This window comes from Kitasatospora sp. NPDC048296, from assembly GCF_043201815.1.
Lineage (GTDB): Bacteria > Actinomycetota > Actinomycetes > Streptomycetales > Streptomycetaceae > Kitasatospora.
In genome coordinates this window covers 52,570-68,118 of record NZ_JBICZB010000022.1, presented here as the reverse complement: position 1 = coordinate 68,118, position 15,549 = coordinate 52,570, and the positions used below count along the sequence as shown (strand labels likewise).

Here is a 15,549-nt window from a genome sequence, read left to right as displayed (position 1 = left end):
CCACTTGCGTGGCGCGGGCGCCCCCGGGGGACTCAACGCGTGCTCAAAACCCCCCGGCGGGGGGGGGGGGCGGGCGGGGGGGGGGGGGGCCCCCCCCGGGGGGGGGGGGGGCCCCCGCCCGCTTTCCGGTCAGGCCGTCCGGTCAGGCCGTCCGGCGGGTGAAGGTGAGGTGGGTGACACCGCTCGGGCTGCTCACCGCCTCGGTTTCGAAGCGCTGCTCCAGCCCTTCGAGCCCGGCCCACAGCGACTCGCCCCGCCCGAGCACCACCGGCACCACGACCACGTGCAGGTGGTCGATGAGGTCGGCCTCCAGGAAGGCCTGGACGGTGCGCGGGCCGCCGCCGATCCGGACGTCCTTGCCGCCGGCCGCCTCCCGGGCCTGCCGCAGCGCCTCCTCGGGGGTGGCGTCGATGAAGTGGAAGGTCGTGCCGCCCGCCATCTCCAGGCTGGGGCGCGGATGGTGGGTGAGCACGAACACGGGGGTGTGGAACGGCGGGTTCGCGCCCCACCAGCCCCGCCAGTCCTCGTCCTGCCAGGGCCCGCGCTGCGGGCCGAACTTGTTGCGGCCCATGATCTCCGCGCTGATGCCGTCGTCCCAGGTGCGGGCCATCGCGTCGTCCACCCCGGTGTCGCCGCCCTCCTGGCCGTGCATCCGCCGGAAGGTCCGGGTGCCGAAGAACCAGCGGTGCAGCCGGTCGGTGGCGTGCCCGAAGGGGTTCTCCAGGCTCTGCCCCTCGCCGGTGCCGTAGCCGTCGAGGGAGATCGAGAAGTTGTGGACCCGGACCAGGGACATGAGGTACCTCCGCTGCTCGGTGTTCTTCGGACGGCTCTTCACACGGCTCTTCAGCCGGCTCTTCGTCCCGCTGCTCGCGAGCCACGCTAGCGCTCGGGTACGACGCCCTGAGGCTCCGTCACCGCCGGGCGCGGCGTGATGGGTGCGGCGGGTTCGAGGTCGGGGCGGAAGTGGTGAAGCCGCCACGCTATCGTCGTGCCTTCTTCACGAGGAGCACGCCCTACAGGGCGATGCTTCCTCCGGCGGCCCGCACGGGCGGCCGAAACGACCGACTCCGGGGGGAACGATTCCGATGACCGTACGCCGTACTCTGGCCGGCCTCCTGACGGCAGGCCTGCTCGCCGCCGCGGCGGCCGTCGTCCCGACCGGCGCGGCGGACGCGACCGAGTCCGGCACCGGCGACCTGCCGTTCGGCTCGGCGACCACCGTCGGCCTGCACAACACCTACGACCCGGCGGCCTACCCGTACCTCGCCCAGAGCCTGGACACCGGCACCGGCATGATCGAGCTGGACCTCTGGACCGATGTCATCACCAAGGAGTGGAAGGTCAGCCACTCCAATCCGCTCGGCAACTCCAACAACTGCACCGCCGCCGACACCTCCGCCCAGCTCTACACCGGCGGCACCAACAAGAACCTGGAGCACTGCCTCGACGACATCCGGGTCTGGCTCGGCGCCCACCCGGGGGCCGGACCGCTGGTGGTCAAGCTGGAGCTGAAGGGCGGCTTCGCCGCCAACCTGGGGATGGGCCCGGACCAGTTGGACGCGCTGATCGCCGCCCACCTCGGCGACCGGGTGCTGCGCCCGGCCGACGTGCTGGCCAAGCCCGGCGGCGGCTCGTACGCCGGCGTCGACGAGGCGGTGCGGGCCGGCAACTGGCCGACCCGCTCGGCGCTCGCCGGGCGGGTGCTGCTCTACGCGATCCCCGGGACGGTGGAGGAGCACAACCCCTTCGACACCCTGCACACCGATGTCGAGTACGGGCGGCACCTGCGCGACCTGGCGGCGGCCGGCCGGATCGGTCAGGCCCAGCTCTTCCCGGCCGTGCACGGCGCGGCGGCCGGCGACCCGCGCGGCAAGTACACCGGTGCGGACGCCGGGATCCGCCCGTGGTTCGTGGTCTTCGACGGTGACGCCGCCGCCTACCTCAACGGCATCGACACCGCGTGGTACGACCGCTCGCACTACCTGCTGGTGATGACGGACGCCCAGAACGTCGCCCCGCAAATCAGCGCCACCGCCCCGACCGTCGATCAGGCGCGCGCCCGCACCGGGCAGCTGGCCCGGGCGCACGCCAGCATCGTGTCGAGCGACTGGCGCAAGCTCGCGGCGGTGCAGTCCCTGGTGCTGCCGCGCGGCTGACACGCCGTAGGCTTCGCCCCCGTGGCGAAGACGATCGAGCAACTGGTGGCCGGCCTGGCCGGGGCGTACGAGGTGGGCGAGGTGTGCCGGCTCCTCGATGCGCACCTGGCGGGCGGCGACACGGCGTACCTCGCGGAGTTCGGCGCCGCGCTGAACGCCCGCTTCGGCTCCGGACGGGCCGGCGCCGAGCACCAGTACCTCTTCGACCGGATCCTCTGGGACGTGGTCACCCGGCCCGGGCGCGTGCACGTCGAGCGCGCGCTCGGGCTGGGGCTGGCCACCCGCTCGCGCAGCGGCCGCCCGGTGCGCCGGGCCGCCGCCGTGCTGGCCGAGCATCAGCGGCCGTCCGCGCTGGCCGGGGTGTTCGCGGCCGCCTCCGATGACGCGACCGCACCGGAGGAGCTGCGGGCCTGCCTGCTGCACGAGCTGGTGCTGCGCGGCGCGCCGGTTGCGAAGCTGCCCGAGGCGCGGGCCTGGGCGGAGGCCTCGCCGTACTGGGCGGAGCACCCGCTGGCCTGGCTGCCCTGGGCGCTCGACCCGCTGGAGGGCGCGCCCGGCTTGCCGCGCTACTGGCGCGGCGGGGCCAGCTACGGTCGGCCGTACGGGCTGCCGAAGGGCGCCCCGCTCGGCGGCCGCGCCGGTGTTCCGGTCGAGGTGGGGGAGGAGGAGCCGGGGCTGACAGCCGCGGTGGAGCGCTGGGCCCGGCGGTACAACGGGCGAGTCGAGGCGGCGGTGTTCGACGCCGACGGTCCGGTCGCGCCCGAGGCCCTCCCCGGGACGCTGGTCGCGTTGCCGTTGGACTGTGTCGAGGACCCGGTGGTCGTCCCGACCACGGCCGCGGAGGCCTGGCGCCAGCTCTTCGGCGCCGCCTCGACCGGGGGCGGCGGCGAGGACGGCTGGTGGTACGCCGCCTACGGCCGGCTGGCGGCCTGGCGCTCGCTCGCGGCCTTGGTGGGCGCGGGGCCGGACGCCTCGGCGGCGGAGGTGGCGCGGCGGGCGGCGGACTGCGCCTGGTACGGCTTCATGGCGGGCGGCGAGTGGTTCAACGGGGACGGCATGGACCTCGGCTTCGCCGTACTCGATGCCGGGCGCCGTCGGCTGACGGTGCTGGCCGCCACCGATTACGACGGCGGCTGAGTGGTCCGCTGACCTGCTCAAGTCCGCAATGGGTACCGCGAGTTGACTGGAGATGAAGACTCCGAACGGGGCTTCCGGTGGGCCCTGGGGCTCGCCATCCTGGGTGGCATGACCCGAACTCTACGCGCGTGGAAGCGTGCTGCCGCCACCGCCACCGTCGCCCTGGTCACCCTCGCGCCCGTCGCCGTTGCCACCGAGGCGCACGCCGCGGTGAGCGGCAAGGTGTGCCTGTCCGCCCTGCCGCCCCAGGCCCGGACCACGCTCAACCTGATCGCCAAGGGCGGGCCGTTCCCGTACCGCCAGGACGGCGTGGTGTTCACCAACACGGAGCACGTGCTGCCGTCCCAGCGCTCCGGCTACTACCACGAGTACACCGTGGCGACCCCCGGTGCGCCCACCCGTGGCGCCCGCCGGATCGTCACCGGCCAGCGCTATCACGAGGACTACTACACCAGCGACCACTACGCGACCTTCCGTCAGATCGACTTCGGCTGCTGACGCGGCTGTATCAGGGTCCCGGTCTCCTCGGCCGGGGCCCGCTGCCGCTCTCCGGCCCGACGGCCGGGCAGGGTAGGGTCGGCGGCGCCCGTCCGCACTCCCCGAGAGGAACCCCGTGCCGCAGATCCTGGTCGACCACCCGGCCGAACTCGCCCTCGACCAGGCGGGCCTGGCCGCGCGGTTGCACCAGGCGATCGCCGGGGTGATCGACACCACCGTGGCCGAGTGCAAGACCGTCTTCCGCCCCGCCGGGGGCCACACGGTCGGTGACGGCACGAGCGGCGAGGCCGTGCTCCTGGTCGAGGTCAAGATCCTGGCCGGCCGCACCACCGAGCAGCGCGCCGAACTGACCGCGCGGGTGCTCGCCGTTCTGCAGGCCGGCATCACCGTACCGGCCGCGATCGGCGTACAGGTCACCGAACTCGACCGCGACACCTACCGCTTCGTCCACCACCCCGGCCGCTGACCGCCCCGGACTCCCGGCCCTCGCGGTCAGCGGCCGGGCTCAGGCGCCGGGTTCAGCGGCCGGGATCGCGGCCACCGCGCCGGCGCTGCGGCGGCGACCAGGAGCAGGGGGCGCCGCCGAACTCCTCCCGGAGGTCAGTCCGTCTTGCAGCGCGTCCCCGCCGCCGGCACGGTGCCGTCGACCAGGTAGGCGTTGACCGCCTCGCGGATGCAGGCGCTGCGGTCGTAGCGGTCGTGCAGCGGGCCGTCGAAGCGCTTTGGGCCGCCCTTGACCATCGCGACGCCGGAGCCGCCCGGACCGCCCGGGTTGAGGACCAGTGAGCCGATCCGCTGGTCCGGCTTGACCGCCGGATTGCGGACCACGGCGACGTCCAGGGTGCCGGTGCCCGGGGCGGTGTAGTCGAGCGGAACCTTGAGGGTCGAGCACTGCAGCGCCGAGGGCACCCGATTCCGCCGCCCGTCGAACGGTGCCATGCTGGCGCCATGACAGATCGCATCGAAACCGCTCCCGCCCGTGACGCGGCACAAGCCGGGAGCCGACGGCGGGAGTTGGCGGCGGCGACGGTGGGGTCCGTGGTCGAGTCCTTCGACTGGAACATCTACGCCGTGCTCGCGCCGTACTTCGCCGCGGACCTCTTCGGCCACGGCAAGGGCGGCGTCAGCGGGGTCCTCGGCGCGTACGCCACCTTCGCGGTGGGCTTCGGGGCCCGGCCGGTCGGCTCCTACCTGATCGGGCGGCTCAGCGACACCCGGGGACGGCGGTTCGCGCTCAGCCTCGGCATGGTGGTGATCGCCGCCGCCAGCCTGGGCATCGCCCTGCTGCCCGGGCAGCGGACCATCGGCGCCTGGGCGGCGGTGCTGGCGGTCGCCGCACGGGTGGTGCAGGGGCTCGCGTTCGGGGGAGAGGCGCCCAGCGTCGCGGCGTACGTCACCGAGACCGCCCCGCCGCGGCACCGTTTCGCGTTCAGCTCGGTGTCCTACGGCGGGATCATCCTCGGCTCGCTGCTCTCCTTCGGCGTGCTCACCCTGCTGATCCACACCATCGGCAAGTCCGGTCTGGAGCACGGCGGTTGGCGCTGGGGCTTCATGGTCGCCGCACTGCTCGGCCTGGGCGCGGTGTGGGTGCGGCGGGCGGCGCCGGAGAGCGCCGAGTTCCACCGCGCCCGCGCGCGGGCCGAGGTGGACGGGCGCCCGCCGTTCCTGCGGATGCTCGGTGAGCACCGCTGGGCGGTGCTCACCGTCTTCCTCAACACCCTCGGCGGCACGGTCGGTTACTACTTCGCACTGGTCTACCTGCCGCAGTACGCCGCCGCCTACCACGTGATCGACAAGGAGCAGGCGGCCTCCTTCATGACGGTGGTGCTGGGCGTGGTGCTGGTCACCATGCTGCTCACCGGCGCGGCCGCCGACCGCTTCGGCCTGCTGCCGGTCGCCCGGATCGGCTTCGGGCTGCCGATCCCGCTGGTCGGGATCCTGCTGGCCGGGCTGCGTGCGGGCTGGCTGCCGTTCCAGGTCGTGGCCGTGCTGCTGGGGATGCTGGTGGCGACGGTGCTCGGCACGCTCAACGTCTTCACCGGCCTGCTGTTCCCGACCGAGGTCAGGGCGGTCGGACTCGGCGTCGTCAACGCGGCCACCATCGCCGCGTTCGGCGGCACCTTCCCGCTGCTCGCCGAGTGGCTGGGCCACCACAACGGGCTCGGAGTGATCCCCGGCTACGTCACGGTCTGCACGGCGGGACCGGCGTTGGCCCTGCTGACGGCCATGCGGGTGCCCTCGTTCGCCTCCGCCGTGAGGGGAGCGGACGCGGACGCACAGCGCGCACCGGGAACCACCTGACGGACGATCACGTCGTGTGGTTGAGTGGACCGGACCAACGCCGAACGGGGGGCACAGTGGACAGCTACGAACCGGACAGCTGGCTGACGGAGGCCGAGTTCGACCAGCCGCCGCAGGTCGACCTGCGGACGGACCGGGCGCACTCGGCCCGGGTCTACGACTATCTGCTCGGCGGCAAGACCAACTTTCCGGCGGACCGCGAGGTCGCCGACCGCCTGCTCGCCGACCTGCCCGGCGCCCGCGACGGCGCCGCCGCGGCCCGTGCCGTGATGCACCGGATGGTCCGCCGGCTGGCCGGCGAGCACGGCGTGCGCCAGTTCCTGGACGTCGGCACCGGCATCCCCACCGCGCCCAACCTGCACGAGATCGTCCAGGCGGTCGACCCGTCCTGCCGGGTGGTCTACGTGGACAACGACCCGATCGTGCTGGCCCACTCGCGGGCGCTGCTCACCAGCAGCCCGGAGGGCCGCACCGCCTACGTCGAGGGTGACCTGCGGGACCCGGAGAAGTTCCTGGCCGACCCGGCGGTGGCCGCCACTCTTGCCCTGGGCGAGCCAATCGCGCTGACGCTGATCAACATCGTGCACTTCCTCTCCGACGAGGCCGCGCACCCGCCCGTCCGCCGGCTGCTGGACGCCCTGCCCGCCGGCAGCTTCCTCGCGCTGACCGCCGGCACCGCCGACAACGCGCCGGACCAGGTCGCGGTCGGCTCCCGCCGCTACGCGGAGGCCGGGATAGAGGTCCATGTGCGCTCGCGCGCCGGGGTGGAACAATTCTTCGCCGGGCTGGAACTGGACGACCCGGGCGTGGTCCTGATCCACGAGTGGCACCCGGAGCTGGGCGAGCCCTCGACCGTGGCAGCCGGCGAGGTCTCGGTGTACGGAGGGCTGGCCTGCAAGCCGTAGGCCGGTCCGGAGCCGCTACGGCCGTCAGGGCCGGAGGGGGCCGCTGTTACGGCTGGGGGGACGGCGCCATGGCGAGCCCCGCCGATCCGGCGCCGCGGCTGAGCACCACCGTACGGATGTGCTCCAGCGCGCGGGCCCAGTCGGCGCGGCCGGGGTTGCGGCGGACGGCTTCGCGCAGGTCGAGCACCCGGTAGGGCGGGCCGAGGTCGGTGATCTGCGGGACGAACTCGGCCTGGCTCACCGTCCAGCGCTGCCCGGGCCCGGCCGGCGGGCTGACGGTGAAGCGGGCGATGGAGCTCCAGTTGCCGCGCGGGTCCTCGGCGCCGTCGTAGGTGAACATGTGCCCGGCGAGCTGGTCGCCGAGGCCGTAGACCGTCCAGGTGTCGTTGATCTTCTCGTAGGCCTGCGGGATGTGGGCGTGGGTGCCGAGGATCAGGTCGATGTCGGGGCGGCCCGGGCCCTGCCCGGCGGCGGACAGCTCGCGGGCCAGGGTGAGCTGCTGGTCGTTCGGGGTGTCCTGCCACTCGGTGCCCCAGTGGATGCTGACCACCACCAGGGCCGCGCCGTTCGCCCGGGCGGCGCGGGCGTCGGTCAGGATCCGGTCCCGGTCGATCAGGTTGACGGCCCAGGGCTGGTCCTTGGGCAGCGGGATGCCGTTGGTGCCGTAGGTGTAGGCGAGTTGGGCCACCGTCGCGCCGCCCGTGCGCAGCAGCGCCGGCCGTCCGGCCTCCTCGGCGGTACGGGCGGAGCCGGTGTGGGCGAGGCCGACGGCGTCCATGGCGTCCAGGGTGCGGCGGATGCCGGCCGGGCCGTCGTCCAGGGTGTGGTTGGACGCGGTGTCGCAGGAGCGGTACCCGGCGTCCTTGAGCGCCTTGGCCACCTGCGGCGGGGACTTGAACGAGGGGTACCCGGTGTACGGGCCGCCGTTGGCGCCGTAGACCGTCTCCATGTGGCAGATCGCCAGGTCCGCGCCGCTGATCAGCGGTTTGACGCCGGCCAGCATGGCGGTGAAGTCGTAGCCGTTGCCGCCGGCGTCCTCCTTGGCCTGCTGGATGATCTCGGTGTGCGGCAGCACGTCGCCGGTGGCCACCAGGGTGAACGCCTTCGGCCCGGTCGGGGTGGGGGTGGCGCCGTCCGTGGTGGGGGCGGGCGGCTCTGGTGACTGCGGGGCGCCGCAGCCCGGGAGGGCGAGCAGCAGGGTGAGGGCCGTGGCGGCGGTCCGCCGGCGGGGCAGGGACATCGTCGGCTCATCTCAAGAGCGGAAGGTATGACCAACCATCCGACTATGCGGGCCCCCGTCGTCCGGACCGCCGCCCCCACGCCCGCAGGTCACCCGGGGAGCCCCGCCGCCGTGCTCCCGACCGGGACACCGTGGGGTGCCGGGTCGGGGCGTGTCCTGCGGAACTCCGCCGGATCCGGCGGAGTTCCGCAGGACACGCCCTACCGCTCAGGCCGGGATGAGCGCGTCCCACTGGTCCCGGGTCGGCCCGTCGAGCTGCGGCGAGAAGTCCGGACGGGCGTCCAGCCAGGCGGTGACGTGCCGGTCCACCTCCTCGGAGCCGTAGGCCTCCTCGGCCGACCGTACGAGGTGGCGGACCTGGGCCCGGGCCCGCATGACGACGGGGTCCTCGAAGGCGCAGGCGGCCGTGGCCGCGGCCCGTCGGTCGGGGGGCGGTGCGTCCTCGGTGAGGCGTCGCTCGGTGGCGCGGTCGGCCGCCACCTGCGCGTCGAACAGCGGGCGGAGGTGCTCGGTGGTCCAGGCGTGGTAACCGGTCGGGTCCGCGGCGGCCTCGTCGGCGTGGGCGCCGAGGTACTGGGCGGTGCGCAGGGCGAGCGCCGCGCCGTGGCCCAGGGTGGGGTTGGTGTGCATGAGGCTGTCCCCGACGTTGACCAGACCGGCGACAACGGGTCCGTCCCCGTCGACGAGGGAGGTCCAGCGGTTGTCCAGGCCGGCCATCGCCAGGACGGCGGACTGCGGTTCAGGGTCCAGGTCGAGCCAGGCGGCGCAGGCGGGGAAGCGGCGGGCGACGGCCTCGAACACGTCGGGGTTGGTGAGCGCGCCGCGGGTCGGGTCGCCCGTGGAGAGCACCACGTTCACCGCGAAGGTGTCGTTGTCGGACGGGAAGACCCCGGCGAGCGCGAAGGCCGCGGCCGAGCCGTTCTGCACCTGGCCCGGGTCGCCCGGGCCGTCGGCCCGCAGCCGGTACCAGCGGCTCAGGTAGGCGATCCCGGTGCGGTGGCTGTCGACCACGGCCGGTCGGCAGCCGGCCGCGACCAGCCAGCCGGGGACCGGCGAGCGGCGGCCGGCGGCGTCGACGACGAGGTCCGCGAGCTGCGTCTCGCCGCCCACCCGTACCCCGGTGACCCGGGCGGGGCCGCCCTCCTCGATGACCAGACCGCTCACCCGGACGCCTCGCCGCACCTCGACAGCGGGTTCCCGCCGTACGGCCGCGGTCAGGGCGGCCTCCAGGACGATGCGTCGGGTGCGCAGGGTGACGAGTTCGTCGTCGCCGTCCCGGTGCGGCGGATGCTCACCGAACCAGTCGAAGTCGTGGTACTCCCGGGCCCCGCGGGCCAGCAGGTCCGCGTAGACCTCCGGGGCCTCGGTGCGCAGTACGGTGCGCACGGGGGCGAGAAACGAGTGGGGTTGGACGGCCTGCGGGACCCGGGGCCTGTTCCAGTCGTAGAAGTCCTGGTCCGGATCGTCTCCGGCCTGCCGTGCGTCCTGCTCGAACAGCGTGACCGTATGGCCCCGCCGACCGAGCATGAGCGCCGTTCCCAGCCCGCCGATACCCCCGCCGACCACCGCAACCCGCGCCAACTGAAGCTCCCCTTCGCGTCGTGTTGCGGACGGAGCCTAGCGCTCGGTGATCTTCGGCCGCGAATCGGGGTCGCCTCGACGTCCGGCTCACCGGCAGGTCGTCGGGGTGTTCGCCGTCGTCGCGCCCTCGGGGATCCGGTGACCATGTGTCACCCCCTGTACACGGTGCGCTCGATGTGCTGACATATCCACGTCAACTCCGACGGGGCCGCGCGTGCAGCCCGAACCGGCGCCACGCCGTCCCCGGCTTCGTGGACGATCGAAGGGGAAGCCCATGCTGCTCCGCACACTGGCCGTCGCGACCGCGGTCTCCGCCACGCTGGTCGGCACGTCGACCTTCGGCGGCGACTCGCTCCCGACCCCGCCGGACCGGATCGTCATCGACGTCGCGACCGTCAACGGCTCCGGCTGCCCGGCGGGGACGGCCGCGGTGGCCGTGTCGCCGGACAACACCGCCTTCACCGTGACGTACAGCAGCTACCTCGCCCAGGTGGGAGTGGGGTCGAAGCCGACCGACTTCCGGAGGAACTGTCAGCTCGACCTGCGCGTGCACGTCCCCCAGGGCTTCACCTACGCGATCGCCTCCGCCGACTACCGAGGCTTCGCCCACCTGGAGGCGGGGGCGACCGGCATCCAGCGGGCCGGCTACTACTTCCAGGGCGATCCCGGGACCACCTACCGGAGCCACCGCTTCGACGGCCCGACGGACGACAACTGGCAGGTGACCGACACCGTCGACGTCGCTGCCCTGGTCTTCGCCCCCTGCGGAGAGGAGCGCAACTTCAACGTCAACACCGAACTGCGCGTCGGCGCCGGCACCTCGGACCCGGCGCACACCACCAGCTTCATGACGATGGACTCGACGGACGGCAGCATCAACACCGTCTACCACCTCGCCTGGAAGCAGTGCCCCTGATCCCCGATCCCTGATTCCCCGACCCCTGAATCCCCGACCCATGGGCCCGTCCCGGCCCCGGCGGAGCCCCGGCCGCCGGGGCCGGGGCGTGTTCGCAACCGTGCTGCCGCCAGGACATGAGTATCCGTCAGAAAATCGATCGCCTTTGCATGCTCATGTCGCTAAAGTGCTGCGGTTCACAACCCCCACACGGCAGACGGAGCGCCATGACGATCGCGCGCAGGTCCATCCTCAAGGGCACGTCGGCGGCCGGAGCCGCGCTGGTCGCGGGCGCCGCGGCCGCCCAGCCGGCCGCGGCGGACGATCCGGCGCCGAGCCCCCTGCTGCAGACCACCCCGCACCGGGTCGGGGCGCCCAGCGTGAGCGGAGTGCACCTGCAGTTCGGCACGGACCCCTCCGCCGAGATGACCGTCTCCTGGATCACCCCGCAGTCCGTCCGCCGCCCGCTGGTCCGGCTGGGCTCGCCGGACGGCGGCCACGGCCGGGGCGTCGAGGCCGAGACCCGCACCTACCGGGACGCCCTCGGCAAGGACGAGGTGTACGTCCACCACGCACGGCTCACCGGACTGCGCCCGGCCACCACCTACCTGTACACCGCGGGCCACGACGGCGCGAGCCCCGAGAGCGGCAGCTTCACCACCGCCCCGCGCGGCCGGGCACCCTTCACCTTCACCAGCTTCGGCGACCAGGCCACCCCCAACCTCCGCCGCCAACTCGTCCTCCCCGACGGCATGCCCTCACCGCTCGGCAAGTACCCGGTGTACACGAGCAGCCAGATCGGCTCCCCGCACGCCGCCGACATCGTCGCCGCCGTCGAACGTGTCGGCCCGCTGTTCAACCTGATCAACGGGGACCTCTGCTACGCCTCCTACAGCGGCCGCCACGGCCAGAGCCGCACCGCCACGTGGGCCGACTGGTTCATCAACAACAGCCGCTCGACCCGGCTGCGCCCGTGGATGCCCTGCGCCGGGAACCACGAGAACGAGAGCGGCAACGGCCCGATCGGCGCCCTCGGCTACCAGACCTTCTTCGCTCTGCCCGACTCCGCCGCCGACCGCGACGAGGAGACCCGGGGCATGTGGTACGCCTTCACCGTCGGCTCGGTGCGCTTCATCAGCCTCGCCAACGACGATGTGGCCATCCAGAACTCCGGCGAGACCTATCTGCGCGGCTACTCGGGCGGCGCCCAACAGCGCTGGCTGGAGCGGGAGTTGCGCACCGCCAGGAGCAACCGGGCGATCGACTGGATCGTGGTCTGCATGCACCACCCGATGATCTCCAGCTCCAAGCACGGCTCCGGCAGCGACCTCGGCGTGCGCGAGGCCTGGGGGCCGCTGTTCGACGCCCACGGGGTCGACCTCGTGGTCAGCGGCCACGAGCACTACTACGAGCGCTCCCACCCCGTCCGCGGCACCCTGCCCAACGACACCCGCACCCCGGTGCCCACCGGCACCGACCCCCGCCTCGCCGACACCGGCCGGGGCACCGTCCACATGGTCATCGGCGCCGGCGGAAACGCGGCCACCACCCAGGACGACCTGTTCGACCGGCCCCAGGGCCGGGTGGTCGTCGGCCTGGAGGACAAGCCCGCCCCGGGCGCCCCCTACCGGCAGTCGATCTGGCTCACCGAGGACGCGCCGTGGGCCGCCTACCAGGACCGCGTCCACACCCACGGCTTCGCCGCCTTCGAGATCGACCCCGGCGACCGGCGCGGCGGCACCACCACGATGCGGGTCACCTACTACACCTTCGACGGCCCGCACGGGGACCTCACCCCGGTGGACACCTTCACCCTGCACCGCCGCCGCACCGACGGCGAGAGCGGCGACGAGGACTGAGCCCGGGCGGGCGGCGGCAGGGCGACCACCGCCCGCCCCGGCGGGTTCAGCGTCGGAAGAAGCCGGTCAGCGCGTCCCACCAGCTGCGTCGCTGCGCCGGAACGGCCGCCGCCGGCGGAGCCGATGCGGCGGCCGCCGCCCGCTCGGCGGCCTGGAGCTCCTCCTCCGCCCGGGCGGCCCGCTCCTCCGCCGCCCGCTCCGCCTCCGCCACCGACTCCGGGTCCGGCTCGATCTCACGCGGGGTGAACTCCACCGGCAGCGCCGTCAGATGGCGGGAGATCCAGGCCGAGCTCCAGGTCAACTCCTCCTCGGGGACGGCCAGTCGGAGATCCGGAAGCAGGGTGAGCAGGATGTCGATCCCGGCCTCGGCGACGTGCCGTCCGATGTCCTGCCCGGGGCACTCGTGCGGTCCGGCGCCGAAGGCCAGGTGCGAGCGGTTGCCGTACAGCGGGGTGGCCAGATCGGGCCGGACCACCGGGTCGACGTTGCCCGCCGCCAGGCCGAGCAGCAGGAAGTCCCCGGCCTTGATCTGCTGCCCGCCGAGCTCGGTGTCGGCGGTCGCGCAGCGCCCGGCCACCAGCGACATCGGCGGGGAGTCCCAGAGCACCTGGTCCAGCGCCTCGCCCAGGGTCATCTGGCCGCCGGACAGGTGGGCGCGGAAGCGCGGGTCGGTGAGCACCATCTTCAGCGAGTCGGCGATCAGGTTGACGGTCGTCTCGTTGGCCGCCAGCAGCACCACCCGCAGGTGTTCCATCACCTCGTCGTCGGTCAGCCCGGCCGGGTGCGCCAGCAGCCGACTGGTCAGGTCGTCGCCGGGGTGGTCGCGCTTGACCGCGATGGTCCGGCGCAGGCTCGCCACCACGTACTCGTTGCTGGCGATCGCCGTCTCGCTGCCCTTCATCAGGTCCCGCGCGGCGTCCACCAGTTGCGGCCCGTACTCGTCCGGCATGCCGATCAGCTTGGTCATCACCAGCATCGGCAGGTGCTCGGCGAACTGGGAGATCAGCTCGGCCCGGCCGGTGGTGCCGACCACCTGGACGAGGTCGGTGGTGAAGCGGCGGACGTGGCGGCGGACACCGCGCCGGTCGAAGCCGTTCAGGCCGTCCAGGACGGCGCCGCGCAGTCGGCGGTGCTCCTCGCCGTCCGCGAACACACAGATCGGCTGCCAGGCGACCACCGGCAGCAGTGGGGAGTCGGCCGGGACCTCGCCGTTGCGGAAGGCACTCCAGAGCCGGGAGTCGCGGGAGAACAGCGAGGGGGTGCGCATCGCGGTGATGTTGGCGCCGTGGCCGAGGATCAGCCAGACCCGGTGGTCGCCGTGCAGCAGCACCGGGGCGACCTCGCCGTACTCGGCGCGCAGCTTCTCGTAGAGGCCCGCCGGGTCGGCCTCGGCTTCCGGGCCGTACAGGCGCCGCAGGCCGCCGGGACCGATCGGCTCGATGCCCCGGCCGTGAGCCGGGCAGCCGGGCAGCGGGACGGGGGCGGCGGCGTCGCCGGGGAACGGGGTGGTCACAGGATCTCCGGTCACGAGGTAAGGAAGGGAGTGGGGGAGTCAGCCGACGCGCGGGGCGGCGAGTTCGTACAGGTAGCGCATCAGCGTCATCAGGGTGTCCCGGCTGGACCGGCGGCTGCGCGCGTCGCAGGCGACGATCGGCACGTCGGCCGGCAGGTCGAGCGCCTGGCGCAGCTCGTCGAGCGGGTAACTCGGCGCCTCCGGGAAGCCGTTGACGGCCACCACGAAGGGCACACCGCGGTCCTCCAGCCGCCCGATCACCTCGAAGCTGACCTCCAGCCGACGGGTGTCCACCAACACCACGGCGCCGAGAGCGCCTTCGAACAGGCCGTTCCAGAGGAACCAGAACCGCTCCTGCCCGGGGGTGCCGAAGACGTACAGCACGAGCTTGTCGCTGATGCTGATCCGGCCGAAGTCCATGGCCACCGTGGTCGAGGTCTTGCGTTCGACCCCGGTCGGGTCGTCCACGCCGACGCCGGCCTGGGTCATGGTCTCCTCGGTGGTCAGCGGGCGGATCTCGCTGATCGAGCCGACCAGGGTGGTCTTGCCGACGCCGAAGCCGCCGACGATCACCACCTTGACCGCCGTGGTGACGGTATCCGGCAGCAGGTCCGCGCTCGCCGGGCCGACGACCGTGTCAGAGCCGCTGAAGTCCATGGATCACCGCCTCCAACAGGGCACGGTCGGGGAGTTCCGCCGCCGGGACGGCGGCGCGGGCCTCGATCAGCCCGTCGTCGAGCAGGTCCGCCAGCAGGACGATGACCACGCTCGTGGGCAGTTCGAGGTAGGCGGAGACCTCCGCCACCGAGAGCGGGGAGCGGCACAGCCGCAGGATGGCCGCGTGCTCGGGCTGCATGGCGGGGGTCGGCTCCGCCCGGGAGACGATCAGGGTGACCAGGTCGAACACGCCCGGCCCGGAGGGGCCGCTGCGGCCCCGGGTGATCACGTAGAGGCGGTCGGGCTCGGGTCCGTCCCAGCCGCCCTGGTCGGCCGTCATGTCACCGCCTCACTGCGCTCGTTCATGTGTCCACCCCACCGCCGTACCGGGCCGGGGGCCGCTTCACGCGACCACCTCGGGGTTGCGCGGCGGCGTGGACAGGTGCTCGCCGATCCGGTCCACCAGGTCGCGCATCTGGTGGCTCACCAGCCCGGCGTCCACGCCCTCGTCGGCGAGCACCGCGAGGAAGGCGCGGTCGCCGGCCGACATCAGGTAGAAGTAGCCGCCGTCCACCTCGATGACGACCAGCCGCATCGAGCCGTTGCCGTGCGGGAACTCGTGCCCGACCGCGGCGGCCAGGCTCTGCAGCCCGGCGCAGGCGGCGGCGAGGCGGTCGGCGGTGTCCGGGTCGGCGCCGTACTGGGCGATCCGCAGGCCGTCGGCGGACAGCACGATGACGTGGCGCACGTACGGGACGCTGTGTGCGAGGTCGTTGAGGATCCAGTCCATGTTGCTGCGGTGCGGAA

16 protein-coding genes are annotated in these 15,549 nt (G+C 73.4%); 8 read left to right on the top strand and 8 right to left on the bottom strand.

Annotation, left to right across the window (positions count from 1 at the left end):
- Positions 1–142: 142 nt before the first annotated feature.
- The gene (locus tag ACGF12_RS15790) at positions 143–793 is read right to left on the bottom strand and encodes a dihydrofolate reductase family protein (RefSeq protein WP_393029393.1); all 651 of its coding nucleotides are present in this window, start codon (positions 791–793) and stop codon (positions 143–145) included.
- 292 nt (positions 794–1,085) lie between these two features.
- On the opposite strand from ACGF12_RS15790, the gene ACGF12_RS15785 reads away from it, so the two are divergent.
- The 4 genes from ACGF12_RS15785 to ACGF12_RS15770 all read left to right on the top strand — a co-directional run bounded on the left by ACGF12_RS15785 (position 1,086) and on the right by ACGF12_RS15770 (position 4,257).
- Entirely contained in the window at positions 1,086–2,156 is a 1,071-nt protein-coding gene (locus ACGF12_RS15785) for a phosphatidylinositol-specific phospholipase C domain-containing protein (protein ID WP_393029264.1), read from the top strand.
- A 21-nt stretch (positions 2,157–2,177) separates the two neighbouring features.
- The gene (locus tag ACGF12_RS15780) at positions 2,178–3,293 is read left to right on the top strand and encodes a DUF6183 family protein (protein ID WP_393029261.1); all 1,116 of its coding nucleotides are present in this window, start codon (positions 2,178–2,180) and stop codon (positions 3,291–3,293) included.
- A 108-nt stretch (positions 3,294–3,401) separates the two neighbouring features.
- Complete coding sequence (locus tag ACGF12_RS15775; protein WP_393029259.1) at positions 3,402–3,791, top strand: ribonuclease domain-containing protein; 390 nt, start codon at positions 3,402–3,404, stop codon at positions 3,789–3,791.
- A 115-nt stretch (positions 3,792–3,906) separates the two neighbouring features.
- A complete protein-coding gene (locus tag ACGF12_RS15770; protein WP_393029256.1) occupies positions 3,907–4,257 on the top strand; it encodes a 5-carboxymethyl-2-hydroxymuconate Delta-isomerase in 351 nt (116 codons plus the stop codon).
- A gap of 134 nt (positions 4,258–4,391) precedes the next feature.
- Here ACGF12_RS15770 and ACGF12_RS15765 read toward each other — a convergent pair whose 3' ends face one another.
- Positions 4,392–4,730, bottom strand: a complete 339-nt coding sequence (locus ACGF12_RS15765) for an alpha/beta hydrolase (protein ID WP_393029253.1) — start codon at positions 4,728–4,730, stop codon at positions 4,392–4,394.
- A 9-nt stretch (positions 4,731–4,739) separates the two neighbouring features.
- Between ACGF12_RS15765 and ACGF12_RS15760 the strand changes: the two genes are divergently transcribed.
- Both ACGF12_RS15760 and ACGF12_RS15755 read left to right on the top strand, forming a co-directional pair.
- Positions 4,740–6,092 carry an MFS transporter gene (locus ACGF12_RS15760; protein ID WP_393029251.1) on the top strand — a complete coding sequence of 451 codons (1,353 nt, stop codon included), beginning with the start codon at positions 4,740–4,742 and terminating at the stop codon, positions 6,090–6,092.
- A 56-nt stretch (positions 6,093–6,148) separates the two neighbouring features.
- Positions 6,149–6,997: an SAM-dependent methyltransferase gene (locus tag ACGF12_RS15755; protein WP_393029248.1), complete on the top strand. Its 849-nt coding sequence runs from the start codon at positions 6,149–6,151 to the stop codon at positions 6,995–6,997.
- Between the two features lie 46 nt (positions 6,998–7,043).
- Here ACGF12_RS15755 and ACGF12_RS15750 read toward each other — a convergent pair whose 3' ends face one another.
- Positions 7,044–8,237, bottom strand: a complete 1,194-nt coding sequence (locus ACGF12_RS15750) for a CapA family protein (RefSeq protein WP_393029245.1) — start codon at positions 8,235–8,237, stop codon at positions 7,044–7,046.
- Between the two features lie 207 nt (positions 8,238–8,444).
- A complete protein-coding gene (locus ACGF12_RS15745; RefSeq protein WP_393029242.1) occupies positions 8,445–9,818 on the bottom strand; it encodes an FAD-dependent oxidoreductase in 1,374 nt (457 codons plus the stop codon).
- Positions 9,819–10,092: 274 nt separating this feature from the next.
- Between ACGF12_RS15745 and ACGF12_RS15740 the strand changes: the two genes are divergently transcribed.
- Together ACGF12_RS15740 and ACGF12_RS15735 are read left to right on the top strand one after the other, a co-directional pair.
- On the top strand, positions 10,093–10,734 hold the full coding sequence (locus tag ACGF12_RS15740) for a DUF4360 domain-containing protein (RefSeq protein ID WP_393029239.1): 642 nt from the start codon (positions 10,093–10,095) through the stop codon (positions 10,732–10,734).
- 206 nt (positions 10,735–10,940) lie between these two features.
- On the top strand, positions 10,941–12,572 hold the full coding sequence (locus tag ACGF12_RS15735; protein WP_393029236.1) for a purple acid phosphatase family protein: 1,632 nt from the start codon (positions 10,941–10,943) through the stop codon (positions 12,570–12,572).
- Positions 12,573–12,618: 46 nt separating this feature from the next.
- On the opposite strand, the gene ACGF12_RS15730 is transcribed toward ACGF12_RS15735, so the two are convergent.
- From ACGF12_RS15730 to ACGF12_RS15715, 4 genes are all read right to left on the bottom strand, one after another.
- Positions 12,619–14,085, bottom strand: a complete 1,467-nt coding sequence (locus ACGF12_RS15730) for a cytochrome P450 (RefSeq protein ID WP_393029233.1) — start codon at positions 14,083–14,085, stop codon at positions 12,619–12,621.
- A 39-nt stretch (positions 14,086–14,124) separates the two neighbouring features.
- A complete protein-coding gene (locus ACGF12_RS15725) occupies positions 14,125–14,742 on the bottom strand; it encodes an ATP/GTP-binding protein (protein WP_393029231.1) in 618 nt (205 codons plus the stop codon).
- Positions 14,723–15,082, bottom strand: coding sequence for a DUF742 domain-containing protein (locus ACGF12_RS15720; RefSeq protein ID WP_380616703.1), 360 nt, complete (start codon positions 15,080–15,082; stop codon positions 14,723–14,725). Before ACGF12_RS15720 ends, ACGF12_RS15725 begins: the two co-directional genes overlap by 20 nt.
- A gap of 63 nt (positions 15,083–15,145) precedes the next feature.
- Complete coding sequence (locus tag ACGF12_RS15715; protein ID WP_393029226.1) at positions 15,146–15,532, bottom strand: roadblock/LC7 domain-containing protein; 387 nt, start codon at positions 15,530–15,532, stop codon at positions 15,146–15,148.
- Positions 15,533–15,549 lie beyond the last annotated feature (17 nt).